Raw genomic sequence first — 20,368 nt, 5'->3', positions numbered from 1 at the left:
AATCCGGCGATGCGGACGTCGATCGCGACCGTTTCGATCAGCGGCGAATTCCCGGAAAAGCTTGGCGCCATCGCCAAGGCGGGCTTTTCCGGCGTGGAAATCTTCGAGAACGATTTCCTCACCTATGACGCCTCGCCCCGCGAGGTGGCGGCGATGGTGCGCGATTTCGGGCTGGAGATCACCCTGTTCCAGCCGTTTCGCGATTTCGAGGGCATGCCGGAGCCGCACCGCGCCCGCGCCTTCGAGCGGGCCGAGCGCAAGTTCGACGTGATGGGCGAGCTGGGCACCGACCTGATGCTGATCTGCTCCAACGTCTCGCCGGTCTCGCTGGGCGGCATCGACCGGGCGGCGGCCGACTTCCACGAACTGGGCGAGCGCGCCGCCCGCCATGGCGTGCGCGTCGGCTATGAGGCGCTGGCCTGGGGCCGGCACATCAACGACCATCGCGACGCCTGGGAGATCGTGCGCCGGGCCGACCACAGGCAGGTGGGCCTGATCCTCGACAGTTTCCACACGCTCTCGCGCAAGATCGACCCCAATTCGATCCGCTCGATCCCCGGCGACAAGATCTTCATCGTCCAGCTGGCCGATGCGCCGCTCTTCGACATGGACCTGCTCTACTGGAGCCGGCATTTCCGCAACATGCCCGGCGAAGGCGACCTGCCGGTGGTGGACTTCATGCGCGCGGTGGCGGCGACGGGCTACGCCGGGCCACTGTCGCTGGAAATCTTCAACGATCAGTTCCGCGGCGGCTCCGCCCGGGCTTTGGCCGAGGACGGCCACCGCTCGCTGGTCTACCTCATGGACCAGGTGAAGCGGCTGGAGCCCGACATCCGCATCGACGTGCCGGACATGCCGGACAGGATCGCGGTTGAGGGGGTGGAGTTCGTCGAATTCACCACCGGGCCGGAGGAGAAGGCCAATCTGGCCGCGCTGCTCGAAACGCTGGGCTTCGCGCGCACCGGCCAGCACCGAAACCGCGCGGTGGAGCTGTTCACCCAAGGCGCGATCCGCATCGTCGTCAACACCGATGTCGAGGGCAGCAGCTTCGCCGGGGCCTCCTATTCCGTCCATGGCACCAATGCCTATGCCTTCGGCCTGAAAGTGGACGATGCCCATAACGCGCTGAGGCGGGCGCAGGCGCTGGATGCCACCCGCTTTGCCGAGCCGCGCGCATCCGGCGAGACCGCGATCCCCGCCATCCAGGGCGTGGGCAATGGCGTCATCTATTTCCTCGATGGTTCGCCGGCGCTTGCAAATGTCTGGGACAGCGAGTTCGCGGCGGTCGCGCCGGCATCGCAAGGCACGGATGCCGGCCTCACGCGCATCGACCATCTGGCGCAGACCACGCGCTATGACGAGATGCTGACCTGGCTCCTGTTCTATACCTCGATCTTTTCGACCCGGCGCACGCCGATGGTGGATGTGGTCGATCCCGGCGGCCTGGTGCGCAGCCAGGCGATCGAAAGCGCGCCGACCCCGTCCTTCCGCGTGACGATGAACGGGGCCGACAACCGCAAGACCTTCGCCGGCAAATTCCTGGCGGAGGGCTTCGGCACCAGCATCCAGCATATCGCGCTGGCCACCGACGATATTTTCGCCACGGCGGCGCGGCTGGCCGGGCTCGGCTTCCAGGCGCTGCCGATCTCGCGCAATTACTACGACGATCTGGAGGCCCGCTTCGGGCTGGAGCCCGCCTTTTCCGACGCGCTGCGCGCCGCCAGCATTCTCTATGACCGCGACGACCAGGGCGAATATTTCCAGATCTACAGCCGCACCTTCGGCGAAGGCTTCTTCTTCGAGATCGTCGAGCGGCGCGGGGCCTATGCCGGCTATGGCGCCATGAACGCGCCCTTCCGCATCGCCGCCCAGCGCCGCCTCGCCCGGCCGGACGGCATGCCAAAGGTTTAGGGCGTCGGACCAATTCCTGATCGTGGTCCACGACACAAAGGTTTTACGGCTTGGCGGCCCCCTTCATCTGACCCTTTGGGCCATCTTGTAACTTCCCAAACGCCGCATTCGAAGCTGTAATGGCAAGTGCGGTGGCGGATGGAAGACCGATGCACCTTTGGGACACCAAGCCCGTGGGAGAGCGTGGATCTCCGTCCGCCGTTCCATCGAACCCGAACAGTCGCCAGGGCCGCTTGCGAGAGCAAAGCCCGCTTAGGCAAGGATGGGATCAGATGGAAACGGTCGTTGGTATCGATGTTTCGAAGAACCGGCTCGACGTGGCGATCATACCGCACGGCGACGCTTTTGCCGTCGGCAACGACGATGCCGGCATCAACGCGTTGATCGGGCGGCTGAAGGCGATCGGGGCCGACGCGGTGGCGCTTGAGGCGACCGGCGGTTTCGAGACGCAGGCGGTGGCCGGGCTGTCGTCGGCGGGGTTGACTGTGCTTGTCGTCAATCCGGGACAGGTGCGCGCCTATGCCAATGCCATAGGTCGCCGGGCAAAGACCGATCCGATCGATGCAGCCGTCATCGCCGCCTTCGTGTTGGCGACCAAGCCCGAGATCCGGCCGCTGCGTGATGCCGAGACGCAGGCTCTTTCAGAACTCGTCGCCCGCAGGCGCCAGATCGTGCAGATGATCGTGGCCGAAGAGAACCGGTTGCGCATGATCCTGGCCAAGCAGGCGCAGAAAAGCATCAAGCGCTTGCTGACAGCCTTGCGGCGCGAGCTCGCAAGCCTCGATGCCGATCTCGACGGCCATATCCGTAAGTCGCCGATATGGAAGGTGCGCGAGACGCTGCTTGTCTCGGTGCCTGGCGTCGGGCCGACCACAGCCCGCACCCTTCTGGCCGAACTGCCTGAACTGGGCAGCCTCGACCGGCGTCAGATCGCTTCGCTGGCAGGGCTTGCACCTTGGACGCGGCAGTCGGGCACGTGGAAGGGCAAGAGCTTCATCGGCGGCGGCAGGGGCAAGGTGCGCGCAGTGCTGTTCATGGCAGCCCTGGTCGCCAGCCGGCACAACCCGGCCCTCAAGGCCTTCCGCGATCGTCTCGTCGCACAAGGCAAGCCGAAGATCGTCGCAACCGTCGCAACCATGCGAAAGCTCCTCACCATCCTCAACGCCATCATCAGGGGCAAAAAACCATGGCAAAGCGCTTGACCGGAAAGACAGTCGCTCTCCCCGATGGGGAGAAGAAACGCGCCGCGCCGCCCGATGCTGCCTTGGGCACCGCAAAGCCGGACATGCCTTTTTCTTGCCGCTCGATTGAGGCGCCACCTATCGCCTCGGTCTCTTCTCCCCATCGGGGGTCCGAAGGACGGGACGAGACCCGTGGCTCGTCCCCGGTCGGGTGCCGGCAGGCGGATGAGGGGGCCGCCAAGCCCCTAAAACGTCAGCGTCGTGTCCTGTGAGCTTCAGGTGAGCATGCCCGCAAGCTCCGCCTGCACGGCTTTCAGCGCCGGCAGATAGCGCGCAGCCAGCGCCTCCATCGGCTCGCCACGCGCGGCAAGACCGACATTCAGCGCCGCCACCGCGCGCCCGCGCATGTTGACAAGCGGCACGGCGATCGAGCGCAGGCCGATCTCGACCTCCTGGTCGATGGTGGCATAGCCCTGTCGGCGCACGAGGCCAAGCGCGTCCATCAGCGCGTCGATCTCCGTGATCGTATGTTCCGTGCGCGCAGGGCGGGGGCTTGCCTCCAGAAGGGCGCGGGCCTCGCCTTCCGGAAGCGCGGCCAGAAGCACGCGGCCCATGGAGGTGCAATAGGCCGGCAGGCGTGAGCCGGGCATCAGCGCGATCGACATGACCCGCTGCTGCGCGGCGCGCGCCACATAGACGATCTGCCCCTCATCGAGAATGGAGACGGAGGAACTCTGGCCGATCTCGTCCGAGAGCCGATCGAGCGTCGGCTGGACGATGCGCGGCAGCGGCATGGTGGCCAGACACCCGGTGCCCAGCCGGAGCACGCGCGGCGTCACGGTGAAGAACTTGCCGTCATAGGCGGCATAGCCGAGTTCGGCCAGCGTCAGGAGGCAGCGGCGCGTCGTGGCTCGGTCGAGCCCGGCGATCTCGGCTGCCTCGGCAATCGACAGGCGCGGCCGTTCGGCGCTGAAAGCCTCGATCACCTTCAGCCCCTTGGCCAGCCCGCCCATCATGTCGCGCCCCTCGACCATTGCGGCCCTCCTTCGTGATTTGTGCGATAATCGAACAAAGATCGTATAACGCACAAATTCCTTGCCGTCGAGCCGGCCCTCCCCGTATCGTCGCGGTCAGACGGTGCTTGCGAGGAACGAGCCAAGGCGCCGGCGACGAGGAGATTTCCATGGACAAGACAATCGCGAGCCTCGCGGAGGCCGTGGCCGAGATCGGCGATGGCGCGACCGTGATGATCGGCGGCTTCGGCGGCTCCGGCGCGCCGATTGAGCTCATTCACGCGCTGATCGACAGGTTTCAGAAGACGGGAAGCCCCAAGGGCCTGACCGTCATCAACAACAATGCCGGCAATGGCCGGATCGGCATTGCCGCGATGATCGACGCGGGCATGGTCAAGAAGATGATCTGCTCCTTCCCGCGCTCTTCCGATCCGCGCGCCTTCACCGACCGCTATCTGGCCGGGCAGATCGAACTGGAGCTGGTGCCGCAGGGCACGCTGGCCGAGCGCATCCGCGCCGGCGGGGCGGGCATTCCCGCCTTCTACACGCCGACCGGCTTCGGCACGGAGCTGGCCGAGGGCAAGGTGATCGCCGAGTTCGACGGCCGCAGCTATGTGCAGGAACGCTGGCTGAAGGCGGATGTCGCCATCGTCAAGGGCCATCTCGGCGACACCATGGGCAACCTCACCTACCGTCTGGCCGGGCGCAACTTCAACCCGCTGATGTGCATAGCCGCCACGCGCACCATCGCGCAGGTTTCCAGGCTCGTGAAACCCGGCGAGATCGACCCCGAGCAGGTCATCACCCCCGGCATCTTCGTCGACGGCGTCGTCGAAGTCGCCGAGCCGCAACAGGAAGAAGCGCTGATCCGCGCCGGAGTGGCCTACGCATGACGACCGCAACGCTCGACACCCGCGACGACATCAAGCTCACCAACGCCCAGATCGCCTGGCGCGCCGCGCAGGACATTGCCGACGGCGCCTATGTCAATCTCGGCATCGGCTTCCCCGAAATGGTCGCCAAGTTCCAGCCGCCCGGCCGCGAGGCGATCTTTCACACCGAGAACGGCGTCTTGAATTTCGGCGAGGCTCCGCCCGCCGGCGAGGAAGACTGGGATCTGATCAATGCCGGCAAAAAGGCGATCACGCTGAAACCCGGCGCGGCCTTCTTCCACCATGCCGACAGCTTCGCCATGGTGCGCGGCGGCCATCTCGATGTGGCGATCCTCGGGGCCTATCAGGTGGCCGAGAATGGCGACCTCGCCAATTGGCGCGTCGGTTCCAAGGGCGTGCCGGCGGTCGGCGGGGCGATGGATCTGGTGCACGGCGCCAAGCAGGTGGTGGTCATCACCGAGCATGTGACCAAGGACGGCAAGCCCAAGCTGGTCGAGCGTTGCAGCTTCCCGCTGACCGGCGTCGGCTGCATCACCCGCGTCTATACCAGCCATGCCGTGATCGACATCGTCGACGCCAAGTTCGTGGTGCGCGAGAAGCTGGCCGCCATGACCATGGACGAGCTGCAGGCCATGACGGGTGCGACTCTGCACACCGACGGCCCGGTTGCCGATCTCGTCGTGCCGGCCTTGTAAGGATTGAACCGATGACCGAAGCCTTTCTCTGCGCCTATATCCGCACCCCCATCGGCCGCTTCGGCGGCTCGCTCGCTTCCGTGCGCGCCGACGATCTCGGCGCCGTGCCGCTCAAGGCCCTGATGGCGCTCTATCCGACCGTCGATTTCGAGGCGGTGGAGGACGTCATCTATGGCTGCGCCAACCAGGCCGGCGAGGACAACCGCAACGTTGCGCGCATGTCGCTGCTGCTCGCCGGTCTCCCCGTGTCGGTCACGGGCACGACCATCAACCGGCTGTGCGGCTCCGGCATGGATGCCGTGATCACGGCCGCGCGCGCCATCAAGTCCGGCGAGGCCGAGCTGATGATTGCCGGCGGCGTGGAGAGCATGAGCCGCGCGCCCTTCGTGCTGCCCAAGGCGGAAACCGCCTTCTCCCGCCATGCCGAGATCCACGACACCACCATCGGCTGGCGCTTCGTCAATCCGCTGATGAAGAAGCAATACGGCGTCGATTCCATGCCGGAGACCGGCGACAATGTCGCCATCGACTTCCAGATCGCCCGCGAGGATCAGGACGCCTTCGCCGTGCGCAGCCAGGCCAAGGCGGCCGCAGCGCAGGCAAGCGGGCGTCTCGCGAAGGAGATCACTCCGGTGAGCGTGGCCCAGAAGAAGGGCGACCCCATTCTGGTGGAGCGCGACGAGCATCCGCGCGCGACCTCGATCGAGGCGCTGGCCAAGCTGAAGCCGGTGAACAAAATCGAGGGCGGCACCGTGACCGCCGGCAATGCCTCGGGCGTCAATGATGGCGCGGCAGCGCTCATCATCGCCTCGGAAGCGGCGGCGAAGAAGCATGGCCTTACCCCCATCGCCCGCATTCTCGGCGGCGCGACGGCCGGCGTTGCCCCGCGCATCATGGGCTTCGGCCCGGCCCCCGCCTCGAAAAGGCTGATGGCCCGGCTCGGCATGACGCAGGAGCAGTTCGACGTGATCGAGCTCAACGAGGCCTTCGCCTCGCAAGGATTGGCGACCCTGCGCGATCTCGGCATTGCCGATGACGATCCGCGCGTCAACATCAATGGCGGCGCCATAGCGCTCGGCCATCCGCTCGGCATGTCGGGCGCGCGCATCACCGGCACGGCTGCGCTGGAACTGGCGCTGTCGGGCGGACGCTATGCGCTTTCCACCATGTGCATCGGCGTCGGCCAGGGCATCGCTATCGCGCTCGAACGCGTGTGAGCGAGCGGGGGATACGAAATCCTGCGGATCACGTCGGAATTCTGATTTCCGGCAGAGACGATCATCACGCGCGACGTCATCCTCGGGCTTGTCCCGAGGATCTGCCAAGGTCGCTGATTCGCAGAGATATCAGGCGCTTGCAGATATCAGGGACAAGCCCGAGCATGACGAAACGAGGCCTTTCCCCGCTCCTCTTGTGCTGATCGGTCAAGATGCCCTGTTTCCAGAAAACAGATCGATCAGCAGCTGGCGCAGCGCGTCCATCCGCCATTCGCGACCGGCCGTGCCCGGATGCAGGCCGGCGGCAAAGCCTGCGGCCTGAAAGCGGGCGATCAGGTCCCTATCGGCGGTCACGATATGGATCGGCACGGCCCGCGAGGCATCCGGGCCGGTGACGATCGCGGCCGGCTGGTGGTCGCCGAGAATGACGAAAACCGTCTGCTTGCCGAAGCGGGCTATGTAGCTGCCGAGCGTTTGCAGCGAATAGTCGATGGTCGCGATATAGTGCTGGCGCACTTTTTCCGGATCGGCCCAAACCACTGGTGGCGTCGCGTCGCCCTCGGTCTGCGGATTGAAGACGGTGCCGTCGCCGACAGCGTCCCAGTCGATCAGTGTCGGCACCGGCGTCCAGGGCGCATGGCTGGAGATCAACGCCATCTCGGCCATGACCTTTTTGCCCGCCGCATGGGCCGGGGCGCGCACCAGACGCTCGAAAGCGGCAAGCGTAAACTGGTCCGGCATGGTCACCCAGTTGAAGGGCTTGCCGCGATAGCCAAGATCGCCCGCCGCCAGGATCCTGTCGTAACCGTAATAGGCGGCCTCTGGCCAATCGCGGGTGATCGCCGGCATCACCGCCGCGCTGAGCCAGCCGGCCTGGGCGAACAGGCGGTTGAGGCTGGGCTGGCCGCTGATCATCAGCCGATCATGGCGCGCCTGGCTATCGACCCACAGCCCTGAAAGCAGCGTGCCGTGCGCAAGCCAGCTCAAGCCTCCGACCGTGGGCGAGGTGACCCAGCCGCTGGCTGAGGCGAGACCGACGGCGCCAAGCTCCGTCTCGACCGCCGAAAGCCGCGCCCCCGTGCGGGCGGCATAGCGCGGATCCTCGATGGCCGAGCGACCATAGGACTCGAAGAAGATGAGCACGACATCCTGCCCCTTCAGCCCTGAAAACAAGCCCTCTCCGCGCTTCGGGCCGATGCCGGCGGCAAGCGTCGTCTCGAAGTGCTGCATGTCCCTTGCCGAGCGCACCATCAGCGCCAGCCGTTCCGTCAGATAGGCGGGTAGTGCAGGCGTGGCGAAGGAGGATGGGGCCAGAAGGCCGATCAGCGCGATGATCGCCAGGGCAGTCACCAGGCGAAAGCGCGCCGGCCGGGGTGCCGCGCAGAAGAGGAGCCCCGCCCGCAGGAACAGAAACAGGAGAAGACCGAAGGCCGTGAGCACGGCGACGACCGCGACCAGCGCCACAAAGCTCCCCAGCGTGCCGGAGAGAATGTTCCAGCCATCCGCCAGCATCTTGCCATCGAGATAGGGATTGAAGGGCCGCTGAAAGGCGGCTTGCGTACCGAGATCCGCCAGCTTCAGGAAGAGCACGAGGAAAAGCGCGAGGCCCGAGACCATGAGAAAGGGCCGCCGCAGTGGCCGGGGCGTGACCAGCATCAGCAGAAGCAGCAGCGGCCATTCGATCGGCAGGCGGACGAAGCTGCGCCATTGGAGCGCATCGGGATGCTCCGGCAACCCCGCGATGAGAATGATCAGCACCGAGAGGATCACGCCGGCGGCAAGCGGCCCTATCCGGCGACGGCCGGTCTGATGATGCGGGTTCAGCATGCGCTGTTCCCCGTTCTGGCAGGGGCGCGTGGGAGCAGACAACGGGAGTTGGTTTCCCGGCCATGCCGATGCTTTAAGGGATTTTTCTGAGAAAAATCATAGGGCCTGATGCGCTTGGCGGACCCCCTCATCCGCCTGCCGGCACCTTCTCCCCGAGGGGGAGAAGAGACCAGGACGATCACGCCCGGCCTCAAACCGCCCTGTTTCAAACCGCCGTTGAAAACTGTGCGAGCGAAGCGCGTTCTGTGTCGCATGGGAGCGCGCGCGACGGCGCCGCATGTCTCTTCTCCCCCTCGGGGAGAAGGTGCTGGCAGGCGGATGAGGTGGCATTTGACCCGGTCGATCCCATACATCCCGTGATAGGATGGCGACGCCCGATCCGATCGCCCGGCGCGGCACGACAGGTCGGAGAGAGCCTGCCTGCGTAAGGAGCCCCTCTGCGGAGCGCCGAGACAGGCCCTTCGCCCGACTGATGAAAGCGCTGACGTGTTCATTCTCCGCATTCTGGCTCCGCTCGTCCTGCTGGCGCTCGTTCTCTGGTTTCTGAAGACCGCCGATCTCGCGCCGCTGGAACGGGCGCTGTCGCAGGTCTCGCCCCTGCCGGTTATCGCAGGGCTGATCCTGGTGCAAATCCAGATCGTCGCCTCGGCGCTGCGCTGGCGCTTCACCGCCGCGCGGCTGGGGCAGGCGATCGCGCCCGGCCGGGCGATCGGGGAATATTATGTGGCAAGCCTGCTCAACCAGAGCCTGCCGGGCGGCATGGCGGGGGATGCGATCAGAGCCTATCGCATGCGCCGCGCCGGTGGCTGGCAGGCTTCGGCCAAGGCGGTACTGTTCGAGCGGCTCTCCGGCCAGATCGCCTTCTTCACCCTGGCGCTTGGCGGCGTCTTCGCCTGGCCCTCGCTTCTGGCCGGCCGAGCACCCGGCGCACCCTCCGAGCTGGTCTCGGTCGAAGTGCTCGGGCTTGGCGCGCTGGCGCTCGTTCTCGTCATCGCCGCCGGCCTGATGCTGGCCGCGCGTTGCTTTGCCCGCGCAGCGAGTCTGGTAGCCGAGATCCGGCAGGTGTTTCTGGACCGGGGCGCCTGGGCGGTCCAGGCGGGCCTGAGCGTGACGATCGTGCTGACCTATGTCGTCACCTTCTTCATCGCCAGCCAGGCCGTGGGAGCGCAACTCGGCTGGCAGGGCGCGCTGACCGTCATTCCGCTCAGCCTCCTGGCGATGCTGATCCCCGCAGGTCTAGGCGGCTGGGGCACGCGCGAGGCGGCGGCCATGGCGCTCTGGCCGCTTTCAGGCGCCAATCCGCAACAGGGCCTTGCCGCCAGCCTTGTCTATGGCCTCCTGTCTCTGGCGGGCGCCCTGCCGGGCCTTGCCGTGCTCCTTGCCGACGCGCTCCAGCGCCGCAGCGCGGCCTGAAAGCGGAGCTTGCCCGCCCCGGCCGCCTCAGCCTGTCGTCGTCCAGCTGAGCAGAAAGCGAATATCCACCGCGAAGGAATAGACCAGGCCCCCAAGAGCGGCGGCCGCGATCGCCGAGGACAGCGGCGGCGCGACGATCGGCATGAGGATGGCGCAGAGGCAGGCGATCTGCAGCACGCACACGGCCTTGCGCCGCAGCGACGGGAACAGCGGACCGTTCAAGCGGGGAACGAACCATCCGGCGGCGACGAAACCGTAGCGCATCAGCCCGATCAGCAGCACCCAGGGCCCCGCCTTGTGCAGAAATAGAGCCGCACCCGACAGGATCAGGATAAAAAAGGCATCCACCTCCATGTCGAACCGCGCGCCGAAGGCCGATTCCTGGCGGAAGCGGCGTGCGAGATAGCCATCGACGCCATCGAGCGCCAGCGTCACCACCACGGTGGCCACCAGGCACCAGAGCATGGCCTGTTCGTGGGCAAGCCCCTGAAAGCGAAAGAAGGTTGCGGCCACCAGACAGACCAGCGCCGCGCGAAAGGCGGTGACGACATTTGCCGGCCCGAAACGATCATGCGGATAAGCCCGTAGGCCCCGCAGGGTCAGGAGATAGATCCAGGCGAGCGGCGCCAGAACCCAGGCCACGAAGGTCCAGTCGAAGTGGGGCAGGAAAGTGGCCGCGCCGGCCACCACCGCCGTTCCGGCGAGCAGGCTGGAGAGAATGGTCAGGCTGTCGTCGAACAGCGCGTCACGCCCCGGCGGCGGTCCGATCCAGTCCCAGAACCGGCCAGCCGTGCCCAGCGTCAGCTCCCCCTTCACCAGGGGAGCCGGTCTGCTCAATAAGCCATCCTCTTTGCCGGGCATGGTGTGCTCACTCGGCGGCGACGAGCTTGTCGAGATCCAGCATATGGCCGGCCCGCAGCGTCTTTGTCCTCAGATAGTTCTGGTTTTCCGCTGTCACGCGGCCGATCACGGCAGCGCGGGCATCCACCAGAATGCCGCTGGCGCGAAGCGCAGCGATCTTCGAGGGATTGTTAGTGTAAACCGCGACCTTGGCAATACCCAGATCGCGCAGCATGGCCACGGCAGCCTCATAGCGGCGGTGATCCTCCGAAAGGCCCAGCTCCGCATCGGCGTCGATCGTGTCCAGGCCGAGATGCTGATAGCCATAGGCGCGCATCTTGGCGCCGATGCCGGTTCCGCGGCCTTCCTGATCGAGATAGAGCAGAACGCCGCCGCCGGCCTGCCTCAAGAGCGTGAGACCGTTGCGCAGCTGGTCACCGCAATCGCATTTCAGCGAGCCGCAGAGATCGCCGGTGAGGCAGGAGGAATGAATGCGGATCGGCACGGTGGCGGTCAGATCGGGATTGCCGACGATGATCGCCACCTGATCCTTCTGCGCCAGCCCGCCGCGGAAGACGACGAAATCGGCATCGCCCAGATCCTTCAGCGGCACGCGGGTGCGCACCACGCGCTCGAAGCGCTGGCGGGCGACATCCGCGCCTTTCAGCCTGCTGGCGGCGATCTCGCAGCAGCCGCCGAATTTTTCGGCCTGCGCCGAGACGTCGGCCACCACCATGGCCGGCAGCAGCAGCGCGAGCCGTGCGAGTTCGGCGGATTGCCGCGCCAACATGTCCGCCGGCTGCCATTGCTGCGGCGCCTCGGCGCCCAGCGCATAAGACAAGCGCGCGGCCTCATCGAAGCCGACGCCGGCCAGCGGGGTGATGACATCCTGCGCGAGCGGCAGCCCCAGGCGCTGGGCGCGTGGCGCGGTCAGCAGCAGCTGATGACGGTTGCCGACGACGGCGGCGAACTGGTCGTAGAGGCTCGGCGCCACGCAGTCGATCGCGACGGCCGCCAGCTTGCGCGCGCCCTCGCTGATCAGCACGGGGCGCCCGTAGCGAAGCTCGGACGTGGCCCGCTCCACCATGATCGCGTCGGTTGAAAACTCGAAATTCTCTGGGTTCAATGCAGACATGACACGCGCTCTCGTTCGAAAACCGTCGAGATTACGTCGGTGCGCGGCTTCTGGTTCTCCAGAGCGTGGCAAATATATTTTTTCATCGGAGGGGCACGGAAACGCCTGTTGCGCGTTAAATGGCGCCTTCTGAGGGTCGATGCGAGGCAAATTTTCCATGAATGACGGGGAAGGAAGGCCGGCACCGGCGCAGCCGGCAGGAGCCGTTGCGCTCTGGATCGAAGCGGCCGGCCGCTGCGGACTGCGCGCCGAGACGCTGCCGGCGCCCTCGGGCGACGAGGTGCTGGTGCGCATGCTCTATAGCGGCATCAGCCGGGGCACGGAGTCGCTCGTCTTCAAGGGTCTGGTGCCCGAGAGCGAGCATGAGCGCATGCGCGGGCCGAACATGGGCGGCAGCTTCGCCTTCCCGGTCAAATATGGCTATGCCGCCGTCGGTGTGGTGGAAGAGGGGCCCGAGGATCTCACGGACAAGGCCGTCTTCGTGCTGCATCCGCATCAGGATCGCTTCGTCGTGCCCGCTGCCTCTATCCGCCCGCTGCCGGCGGGCCTGCCGCCGCGCCGCGCGGTGCTGGCCGCCAATATGGAAACCGCGCTCAACATCGTCTGGGATGCCGTCCTTCAGCCGGGCGACCGGGTCGCGGTGTTCGGCGCGGGCGTCGTCGGCACGCTGGTGGCGCATATCGCATCGCGGATTGCCGGAACGCAGACGGTTCTTGTCGATCGCGACGAGAGCCGCAGCGGCCTTGCCGGCGATCTCGGCCTCGCCTTTGCGCCGGCTGAGGCGCTCACGGGCGAATTCGACGTGCTGGTCAATGCGAGTGCCGCCCCGGAAGCGCTTGAGAGCGCCATTGCCCATGCTGGCTTCGAGGCGCGGATCGTCGAGGCGAGCTGGTATGGCGGCCGCATGGTGCCGGTGCCGCTCGGCGGCGCTTTCCACTCCAGAAGACTGTCGCTGATCAGCTCGCAGGTCGGCGCCCTGCCGGCCGCGCGGCGCGCGCGCTGGAGCTTTGATCGGCGGATGGCCACTGCGCTCGCGCTGCTTGGCGATGCCCGTCTCGACAGGCTCATCTCGGGCGAAACCCACTTCACCGATCTGCCGGACGACTATCCACGTATCCTCAGCGCGTCCGACACGCTCTGCCACGCCATCCGCTATTCCTGACCTTCCGCATCGCTTTGTGAAAAGAGGCCCCATGTTCGCCGTTGAAGTTCGAGACCACATCATGATCGCCCACAGCCTGCCGCGCCCCGTCTTCGGCCCGGCGCAGGGCATGCATGGCGCCACCTTCGTGGTGGATGCCGCCTTCTTCACGCGGGATGTCGACGAGGATGGGCTGGCGGTCGATATCGGCGCGGCCACCACCGTTCTGGCCGAGGTGCTGAAACCCCTGAATTATCAGAACCTCGACACGCTCGACGTGTTCAAGGGCAAGGTCAGCACGACCGAGGTGATCGCCAAGCATGTGTTCGATGCGCTTGCGGCAGCGGTGAAGGCCGAACGCCTCGGACCGGGCAGCCACCGCATCTGCCGGCTGAAGGTGACGCTGCACGAATCCCACGCCGCGCGCGGCTGGTACGAGGCCGATCTGTGACGCGGGCACTGACCTTCGCCTATCCCGGCAATCTCCAGCTGAAGACCGGCGGTTATGGCTATGACCGCCGGGTGATCGAGGGCCTGCGCGCGCTCGGATGGCAGGTCGATTTGCTTGCCCTCGGCGAGGGTTTTCCGGTGCCTGATGAGTCCGTGCTGTCGGCCGCACAGCAGGCGCTTTCCGCCCTGCCCGACGGCAGCCTGCTGCTGATCGACGGGCTCGCCTATGGCGTTCTTGACGATTGGGCGGAGAAGGAGGGCAAGCGGCTGACGATCGCCGCGCTCTGCCACCATCCGCTCGCGCTCGAAACCGGGCTTGCGCCCGAGATGCAGGCGCGGTTTCGCCAGAGCGAGCGGCGCGCGCTGGCCTTTGCGCACAGCGTGATCGTCACCTCGCCGATGACGGCGCGGGAGCTTTCCGCCCATTTCGATGTCGAGCCCGGGCGCATCACCGTGGCCCTGCCGGGCACGGACCGCGTGGCGGCCACGCGCGCGGACAATGCGGTTGCGCAGATCCTCTCCATCGGCACGCTGTCGCAGCGCAAGGGGCATGATGTGCTGATTGCCGCGCTGAAGGGCGTCGAGGATCTTGAATGGCAGGCGACCATCATCGGCTCCAGGGACCTCGATCCCGCGACCGCCGCCGCACTGGAGCGCCAGATCGCCGCGCTCGGGCTTCAGGCGCGCATCGACCTTGCCGGCGCGGTGGAGGACCCCGCTCCCGCGCTTGCCCGCGCCGATCTCTTCGCACTGGCCTCGCGGTTCGAGGGCTATGGCATGGTCTTTGCCGAAGCCCTGGCCCATGGCCTGCCCATCATTGCCTGCCATGCCGGCGCGGTGCCGGAGGTGGTGCCGTCGGAGGCGGGCATTCTCGTGCCCGTGGATGACGTCACCGCCTTCAGCGCGGCGCTGCGCACGCTTCTTTCCGATCCGGCCGAGCGGCAGCGGCGGGCGGACGCCGCGCGCGCCGCGGGCGCCGAACTGCCCGGCTGGGACGATACGGCGGCGATCATCTCGAAGCTTCTGGACGGCATGGCCCGGGACGGTGTTGCATGAGCGGTTTCGACAAGGACTGGCTGGCGCTGCGCGAGCCTGCCGACCGCGCGGCGCGGGCAAAGCCGATGGTGGAGGCCCTGCGCCGCCATCTGCGGCAGGAACGGGCGCCGGTGATCATCGACATCGGCTGCGGCACGGGATCGACCTGGCGCAGCCTCTCGCCGGATTTCCCGGCGCAGACCCGCTGGCGGCTGCTGGACCATGATCCGCTGCTTTTGGCGGAGGCGGCACGGCGGATCGGCGAGACCGGGACGGTCTCGCTCCACGAATTCGACCTGAACCAGGCCGAGAGTTTGGCGCTCGACGGCGTCTCCATGGTCACCGCATCGGCCCTGTTCGATCTTTGCTCGGATGCCTTCTGCGCTCGCTTCGCCTGCCTCCTGGCGGCGCGCGGTGTCGGCCTCTATGCGGCGCTGAACTATGACGGGCGCATGGAGTGGTCGATCGCCCATCCGCTGGACCGTCAGGTGGTGGAGGACTTCAACCGGCACCAGAGGATCGACAAGGGCCTGGGCCCCGCTCTGGGCCCCGAGGCCACCGCGTATCTCGTCAGGCAGTTCGAGGCGCTCGGCTACAGGACGGAGGTGGAATCGAGCCCGTGGGAGCTGGGGCCGGACGAGGCCGCGCTTCAGGCCGCCCTTCTCAAGGGGCTGGAGCAGCCGTTGGGCGAAATCGGCTCGCTGACCTCAAGCGACATCCGGACATGGCTCGACTTCCGTCTGGCAGCGGTCGGCAAGGCCGGAAGCCGGTGCGTGGTCGGCCACGCCGATTTCCTCGCTTTGCCCGGCGCCCTGCCCGACACCCTGCCCCGCGAATGAGCGGTCCGGCGCCCTGAGGTCGCAATCGAAGAGGATATCCTCGCCCAGCAGAAAGAGGCTCGCCGCCGGACGGCGGGCGCTCGACAGCCGCTCGATCGGCGACAGGGCGATGCCGGGCGGGCCCGAGCCGATGATCAGCGGGGCGATCGACACATGCAGCCGATCGACCAGCCCTGCCTCCATGAAGCGGGCGATGGTGCGCGCGCCGCCTTCCACAAGCACCCTGTTCAGACCTCTTGCTGCAAGCACGTCCAGAATGGCGGCGGGGTCCAGGCCGTTGCCGTTTTTCGGCAGGCGGATGATCTCCGCCTTGCAGGGACGCTCCGGCGCATCCTCGGCGCGCATCACCAGCACCGGCGCGCCGCCATCGTGAAACAGGCTTTCCGCGCCGGTCAGCTCGGCGCGACAGTCGATGATCACCCTGACAGGGTTCGGTCCCTTGACCGCGCGCACCGACAGGCGCGGATCGTCCATCAGCACGGTGCGCACGCCGACGATCACCGCCTCGACCAGCGCCCGGCAGCGATGCAGATGGGCGATGCCCTCCGCGCAGGAAATATCGCGCGCATCGCCGGAAGGGGTCGCCACACGCCCGTCGAGCGACTGGCCGACCTGCGCCAGCACGAAGCGGCACGGCGCCGCCGCAATGGGGGCATAGAGCGCCACGGCCGGATCCAGCTCTTCGGCCGCCGCGCCCTGCGCGCTGCCCCGCAAGGCGAGAATGTGTGTCCACAGAGCATCGGTCATGGTGATCATGCGCATAAGGCGTCTCCCCCGGGACGAAGTGCCGCCCACGTGACGACGGCGCTGCTGTAGCACGGCGCAGTGAAAATGGTGCTCGATCGCGTGAACGGCAAGCGGGGGCGAAGGTTCCGCGGGCGAAAGACCGGTATGTGCCGGCGGGGCCGTGGCCGCGGGCGGCCTCGCCATTGCGAAACCTTTCCATAGCTCAGGGCGCACAAGACAAAAGGCTCGATTGACAGAAGCGGACAAGCCGGACCAGTTTACCCGCGCGACCAGCGGCCCGGGCAGGCTGACGGCAGGGCGGATTGGCGTTTGCGGTCAGGCTCTTGCCGGACCTTACCCTGGGGGAGCGGGGCGGCGCACAGTGTGGAGGAAGAAGATGCGGTCGATTCTCGAGCAATTGGAGCTGCGGCGCGCGCAGGCCCGCCTCGGCGGCGGGAAGAAGCGGATCGACGCGCAGCATGCCAAGGGCAAGCTCACGGCCCGCGAGCGCATCGAGGTGCTGCTCGACGAGGGGTCGTTTGAAGAGATGGACATGTATGTCACCCACCGCGCCGTGGATTTCGGCATGGCAGAGCAGAAGGTGGCGGGCGATGGCGTGGTCACCGGCTGGGGCACGATCAATGGCCGGCAGGTCTATGTCTTTTCCCAGGATTTCACCGTCCTCGGCGGCTCTCTCTCGGAAACCCATGCGCAGAAGATCTGCAAGATCATGGACATGGCCGTGCGCGTCGGTGCGCCGGTGATCGGGCTCAACGATTCCGGCGGCGCCCGCATCCAGGAAGGCGTGGCCTCGCTCGCCGGCTATGCCGAGGTGTTCCGCCGCAATGCCGAGGCGTCCGGCGTCATCCCGCAGATCTCCGTGATCATGGGCCCCTGCGCCGGCGGTGCGGTCTATTCGCCGGCCATGACCGATTTCATCTTCATGGTGCGCGACAGTTCCTACATGTTCGTCACCGGCCCCGACGTGGTGAAGACGGTGACCAACGAGATCGTCACGGCCGAAGAGCTGGGCGGCGCGGCCACCCATACCAAGCGCTCCTCCGTGGCCGACGCCGCTTACGAGAACGACATCGAGACGCTGGAGGCCGTGCGCCAGCTCTTCGATTTCCTGCCGCTTAACAACCGCGAGAAGCCGCCGACCCGGCCGTTTTACGACGACCCCGCCCGGCTGGAGATGCGGCTCGACACGCTGATCCCCGACAGCGCCACCAAGCCCTATGACATGAAGGAGCTGATCCTTGCGCTGGCCGACGAGGGCGATTTCTTCGAGCTGCAGGAAGCCTTTGCTCGCAACATCATCACCGGCTTCATCCGGCTGGAGGGGCAGACGATCGGCGTGGTCGCCAACCAGCCGATGGTGCTGGCCGGCTGCCTCGACATCGACAGCGCCCGCAAGGCGGCGAAATTCGTGCGCTTCTGCGATGCCTTCTCCATTCCGCTGCTGACGCTGGTGGACGTGCCCGGCTTCCTGCCCGGCACGGCGCAGGAATATGGCGGCGTGATCAAGCATGGCGCCAAGCTGCTCTTTGCCTATTCCGAGGCCACCGTGCCGATGGTGACGCTGATCACCCGAAAGGCCTATGGCGGCGCCTATGACGTGATGGCTTCCAAACATATCGGCGCCGACATCAACTATGCCTGGCCGACGGCCGAGATCGCCGTGATGGGCGCCAAGGGCGCGGCCGAGATCCTCTACCGCGCCGAACTCGGCGACCCCGACAAGATCGCCGCGCGCACCCGCGATTACGAGGAGCGCTTCGCCAATCCCTTCGTCGCGGCCGAGCGCGGCTTCATCGACGAGGTGATCATGCCGCATTCCTCCCGCAGGCGCATCGCCCGCGCCTTTGCCGCGCTCCGGGGCAAGCGGGTGGAGACGCACTGGAAGAAGCACGACACAATTCCGCTTTAGGCCGCAGCGCCTTCCGGCCATGCGGCAGCCGGGCCATGCGCCGGCTTCCGAACCTCCCTGCTTCTGACATTGCCAAAGAGCCGCAGACCCCATGTTCAAGAAAATCCTCATCGCCAATCGCGGCGAAATCGCCTGCCGGGTCATCCGCACCGCGCGCGCCATGGGCATCGCCACCGTGGCGGTTTACTCCGATGCCGATGCCGAGGCGCTGCATGTGCGCATGGCGGACGAGGCCTTCCGCCTTGGGCCCGCGCCATCGGCCCAGTCCTATCTCTCCATCGAGCGGATCCTTGAGGCCATCCGGCAGACGGGCGCGGATGCCGTTCATCCCGGCTATGGCTTCCTGTCGGAAAATGCCGGCTTTGCCGCCGCGCTCAAAGCGGAAGGCGTGGCCTTCATCGGCCCGCCGGCCGGCGCGATCGAGGCGATGGGCGACAAGATCACCTCCAAGAAGATCGCGGCGGAGGCCGGCGTGTCCACCGTGCCCGGCCATATGGGCCTGATCGAGGATGCCGAGGAGGCCGTGAAGATCGCCTCGGCCATCGGCTATCCCGTGATGATCAAGGCGTCGGCCGGCGGCGGCGGCAAGGGCATGCGCATCGCCTGGAACGAGGCGGAAGCGCGCGAGGGCTTCCAGTCCTCGCGCAACGAAGCGAAAACCGCCTTTGGCAACGACCGCATCTTCATCGAGAAATTCGTCACCCAGCCCCGCCATATCGAGATCCAGGTGCTGGGCGATGCCCATGGCACCATGCTCTATCTCGGCGAGCGCGAATGCTCGATCCAGCGCCGCAACCAGAAGGTCATCGAGGAAGCGCCCTCGCCCTTCCTCGATCCGGCAACGCGCAAGGCCATGGGCGAACAGGCCGTGGCGCTCGCCCGCGCCGTCGGCTATGCCTCGGCCGGCACGGTGGAGTTCATCGTCGACGGGCAGGAGAACCGCTTCTACTTCCTGGAGATGAACACGCGGCTGCAGGTGGAGCATCCCGTCACCGAGCTCGTGACCGGCATCGACCTGGTGGAGCAGATGATCCGCATTGCCGCCGGCGAGCGGCTGGCGCTGACCCAGGACGATATCAGGCTCAATGGCTGGGCAATCGAAAGCCGGCTCTATGCCGAAGACCCCACCCGCAACTTCCTGCCCTCGACCGGTCGGCTGACGCGCTACCGCCCGCCTCAGGAGGGCGCGCGGCCGGACGGGACGATCGTGCGCAACGACACCGGCGTCACCGAGGGCGGCGAGATCTCGATCTATTACGACCCCATGGTCGCCAAGCTCTGCAGCTGGGCGCCGGACCGGCGCCAGGCCATCGACGCCATGGCCGCGGCCTTGAACGATTTCGAGGTGGAAGGCATCGGCCACAATCTCCCCTTCCTCTCCGCCGTCATGGGGCAGGAACGCTTCCGCTCCGGCAGGCTGACGACAGCCTATATCGCCGAGGAATTTCCCGAGAGCTTTTCCGGCGTTCGGCCGGATGCAGCATCCTCGCAAAAGCTTGCGGCCATCGCCGCTGTTCTTCACCACAGGCTTCAGACGCGGGCGGCGCGGATCTCGGGCGGGATCGATCATCATGCGCGGGCCGTCGGCAGGGACTGGGTGGTGCGCCTCGGCGCGGCCAGCCATGCGGTGACGCTCTCAGGCGATCCGCAGGCACAGGCCGTGACCTTTACGGACAGTGGAGAGAGCCTGACAGTCGAGGCGGACTGGCATCCCGGCCGGACGCATGCCCCTTTCCGGCTGAACGGCGAAACGCTCGGCGTGAAGGTGGACCTCGTGGGCTCCGCCATCCGCCTGCGCACCCATGGCATGGATGTCCTCGCCCACGTGCGCAGCCCGCGCGTGGCGGAGCTGGCGAAACTGATGCCGGTGAAGCTGCCGCCGGACACATCGAAGATGCTGCTCTGCCCCATGCCGGGCGTGATCACGAGCGTCGCGGTGAAGGCCGGGGAAACCGTGGAAGCGGGACAGACCCTTGCCACTGTCGAGGCCATGAAGATGGAGAACGTCCTGAAGGCCGAGCGCAGGGGCATCGTCAAGCGCGTGGCCGTCGCAGCAGGCCAGAGCCTTGCGGTGGACGAGCTGATTATGGAGTTCGCGTAATGCGTGGGGTAAGGCAGCGAT

The 20,368-nt window shown here is 66.7% G+C and carries 16 protein-coding genes; 11 read left to right on the top strand and 5 right to left on the bottom strand.

The genetic code is table 11. From position 1 onward, the window contains the following. Positions 1–9 precede the first annotated feature (9 nt). Both BJF92_RS10440 and BJF92_RS10435 read left to right on the top strand, forming a co-directional pair. Positions 10–1,911 carry a bifunctional sugar phosphate isomerase/epimerase/4-hydroxyphenylpyruvate dioxygenase family protein gene (locus tag BJF92_RS10440; RefSeq protein WP_075634754.1) on the top strand — a complete coding sequence of 634 codons (1,902 nt, stop codon included), beginning with the start codon at positions 10–12 and terminating at the stop codon, positions 1,909–1,911. A 272-nt stretch (positions 1,912–2,183) separates the two neighbouring features. After that, positions 2,184–3,113, top strand: coding sequence for an IS110 family RNA-guided transposase (locus BJF92_RS10435; protein ID WP_075634688.1), 930 nt, complete (start codon positions 2,184–2,186; stop codon positions 3,111–3,113). 254 nt (positions 3,114–3,367) lie between these two features. Here BJF92_RS10435 and BJF92_RS10430 read toward each other — a convergent pair whose 3' ends face one another. Next, positions 3,368–4,126 carry an IclR family transcriptional regulator domain-containing protein gene (locus BJF92_RS10430; RefSeq protein WP_075634687.1) on the bottom strand — a complete coding sequence of 253 codons (759 nt, stop codon included), beginning with the start codon at positions 4,124–4,126 and terminating at the stop codon, positions 3,368–3,370. 149 nt (positions 4,127–4,275) lie between these two features. On the opposite strand from BJF92_RS10430, the gene BJF92_RS10425 reads away from it, so the two are divergent. The 3 genes from BJF92_RS10425 to pcaF are packed head-to-tail and all read left to right on the top strand — an operon-like array spanning position 4,276 to position 6,910. After that, the gene (locus BJF92_RS10425) at positions 4,276–4,998 is read left to right on the top strand and encodes a 3-oxoacid CoA-transferase subunit A (RefSeq protein ID WP_075634686.1); all 723 of its coding nucleotides are present in this window, start codon (positions 4,276–4,278) and stop codon (positions 4,996–4,998) included. Then, a complete protein-coding gene (locus tag BJF92_RS10420; protein ID WP_075634685.1) occupies positions 4,995–5,693 on the top strand; it encodes a 3-oxoacid CoA-transferase subunit B in 699 nt (232 codons plus the stop codon). Before BJF92_RS10425 ends, BJF92_RS10420 begins: the two co-directional genes overlap by 4 nt. An 11-nt stretch (positions 5,694–5,704) precedes the next feature. After that, positions 5,705–6,910 (top strand): 3-oxoadipyl-CoA thiolase, encoded by a 1,206-nt coding sequence (pcaF, locus tag BJF92_RS10415; protein ID WP_075634684.1) that lies wholly within the window; start codon positions 5,705–5,707, stop codon positions 6,908–6,910. Positions 6,911–7,117: 207 nt separating this feature from the next. Here pcaF and BJF92_RS10410 read toward each other — a convergent pair whose 3' ends face one another. Then, positions 7,118–8,737, bottom strand: a complete 1,620-nt coding sequence (locus BJF92_RS10410) for an LTA synthase family protein (protein ID WP_075634683.1) — start codon at positions 8,735–8,737, stop codon at positions 7,118–7,120. Between the two features lie 486 nt (positions 8,738–9,223). Between BJF92_RS10410 and BJF92_RS10405 the strand changes: the two genes are divergently transcribed. Next, positions 9,224–10,150, top strand: a complete 927-nt coding sequence (locus BJF92_RS10405) for a lysylphosphatidylglycerol synthase transmembrane domain-containing protein (RefSeq protein WP_075634682.1) — start codon at positions 9,224–9,226, stop codon at positions 10,148–10,150. Between the two features lie 27 nt (positions 10,151–10,177). On the opposite strand, the gene BJF92_RS10400 is transcribed toward BJF92_RS10405, so the two are convergent. Both BJF92_RS10400 and ribA read right to left on the bottom strand, forming a co-directional pair. Further along, entirely contained in the window at positions 10,178–10,987 is an 810-nt protein-coding gene (locus BJF92_RS10400) for a CDP-alcohol phosphatidyltransferase family protein (protein WP_245294719.1), read from the bottom strand. A 31-nt stretch (positions 10,988–11,018) separates the two neighbouring features. Continuing rightward, positions 11,019–12,125, bottom strand: a complete 1,107-nt coding sequence (gene ribA / locus BJF92_RS10395; RefSeq protein ID WP_075634681.1) for a GTP cyclohydrolase II RibA — start codon at positions 12,123–12,125, stop codon at positions 11,019–11,021. A 157-nt stretch (positions 12,126–12,282) separates the two neighbouring features. Here ribA and BJF92_RS10390 point away from each other — a divergent pair, with 157 nt between their 5' ends. The 3 genes from BJF92_RS10390 to BJF92_RS10380 are packed head-to-tail and all read left to right on the top strand — an operon-like array spanning position 12,283 to position 14,772. After that, entirely contained in the window at positions 12,283–13,287 is a 1,005-nt protein-coding gene (locus tag BJF92_RS10390; protein WP_075634680.1) for a zinc-dependent alcohol dehydrogenase, read from the top strand. Positions 13,288–13,318: 31 nt separating this feature from the next. Further along, positions 13,319–13,717 (top strand): 6-pyruvoyl trahydropterin synthase family protein, encoded by a 399-nt coding sequence (locus tag BJF92_RS10385; RefSeq protein WP_075634679.1) that lies wholly within the window; start codon positions 13,319–13,321, stop codon positions 13,715–13,717. Then, positions 13,714–14,772 carry a glycosyltransferase family 4 protein gene (locus tag BJF92_RS10380; protein ID WP_075634678.1) on the top strand — a complete coding sequence of 353 codons (1,059 nt, stop codon included), beginning with the start codon at positions 13,714–13,716 and terminating at the stop codon, positions 14,770–14,772. Before BJF92_RS10385 ends, BJF92_RS10380 begins: the two co-directional genes overlap by 4 nt. Before the next feature lie 686 nt (positions 14,773–15,458). Here BJF92_RS10380 and BJF92_RS10370 read toward each other — a convergent pair. Further along, positions 15,459–16,352 (bottom strand): RibD family protein, encoded by an 894-nt coding sequence (locus tag BJF92_RS10370; protein ID WP_075634676.1) that lies wholly within the window; start codon positions 16,350–16,352, stop codon positions 15,459–15,461. Positions 16,353–16,713: 361 nt separating this feature from the next. On the opposite strand from BJF92_RS10370, the gene BJF92_RS10365 reads away from it, so the two are divergent. Then, positions 16,714–18,246 carry an acyl-CoA carboxylase subunit beta gene (locus BJF92_RS10365; protein WP_075634675.1) on the top strand — a complete coding sequence of 511 codons (1,533 nt, stop codon included), beginning with the start codon at positions 16,714–16,716 and terminating at the stop codon, positions 18,244–18,246. A 91-nt stretch (positions 18,247–18,337) separates the two neighbouring features. Next, the gene (locus BJF92_RS10360) at positions 18,338–20,347 is read left to right on the top strand and encodes an acetyl-CoA carboxylase biotin carboxylase subunit (RefSeq protein ID WP_075634674.1); all 2,010 of its coding nucleotides are present in this window, start codon (positions 18,338–18,340) and stop codon (positions 20,345–20,347) included. Positions 20,348–20,368 lie beyond the last annotated feature (21 nt).

This window comes from Xaviernesmea rhizosphaerae, assembly GCF_001938945.1.
In the GTDB taxonomy this organism is placed as follows: Bacteria; Pseudomonadota; Alphaproteobacteria; order Rhizobiales; family Rhizobiaceae; genus Xaviernesmea; species Xaviernesmea rhizosphaerae.
This window is presented reverse-complemented; position numbering and strand designations above follow the sequence as displayed.

Bases quoted from the DNA above. Each gene is read 5' to 3' on its own strand.
- BJF92_RS10440 (WP_075634754.1), top strand. From the start codon at position 10: ATGCGGACGTCGATCGCGACCGTTTCGATCAGCGGCGAATTCCCGGAA.
- BJF92_RS10435 (WP_075634688.1), top strand. From the start codon at position 2,184: ATGGAAACGGTCGTTGGTATCGATGTTTCGAAGAACCGGCTCGACGTG.
- BJF92_RS10430 (WP_075634687.1), bottom strand. From the start codon at position 4,126: ATGGTCGAGGGGCGCGACATGATGGGCGGGCTGGCCAAGGGGCTGAAG.
- BJF92_RS10425 (WP_075634686.1), top strand. From the start codon at position 4,276: ATGGACAAGACAATCGCGAGCCTCGCGGAGGCCGTGGCCGAGATCGGC.
- BJF92_RS10420 (WP_075634685.1), top strand. From the start codon at position 4,995: ATGACGACCGCAACGCTCGACACCCGCGACGACATCAAGCTCACCAAC.
- pcaF (WP_075634684.1), top strand. From the start codon at position 5,705: ATGACCGAAGCCTTTCTCTGCGCCTATATCCGCACCCCCATCGGCCGC.
- BJF92_RS10410 (WP_075634683.1), bottom strand. From the start codon at position 8,737: ATGCTGAACCCGCATCATCAGACCGGCCGTCGCCGGATAGGGCCGCTT.
- ribA (WP_075634681.1), bottom strand. From the start codon at position 12,125: ATGTCTGCATTGAACCCAGAGAATTTCGAGTTTTCAACCGACGCGATC.
- BJF92_RS10390 (WP_075634680.1), top strand. From the start codon at position 12,283: ATGAATGACGGGGAAGGAAGGCCGGCACCGGCGCAGCCGGCAGGAGCC.
- BJF92_RS10385 (WP_075634679.1), top strand. From the start codon at position 13,319: ATGTTCGCCGTTGAAGTTCGAGACCACATCATGATCGCCCACAGCCTG.
- BJF92_RS10370 (WP_075634676.1), bottom strand. From the start codon at position 16,352: ATGCGCATGATCACCATGACCGATGCTCTGTGGACACACATTCTCGCC.
- BJF92_RS10365 (WP_075634675.1), top strand. From the start codon at position 16,714: ATGCGGTCGATTCTCGAGCAATTGGAGCTGCGGCGCGCGCAGGCCCGC.
- BJF92_RS10360 (WP_075634674.1), top strand. From the start codon at position 18,338: ATGTTCAAGAAAATCCTCATCGCCAATCGCGGCGAAATCGCCTGCCGG.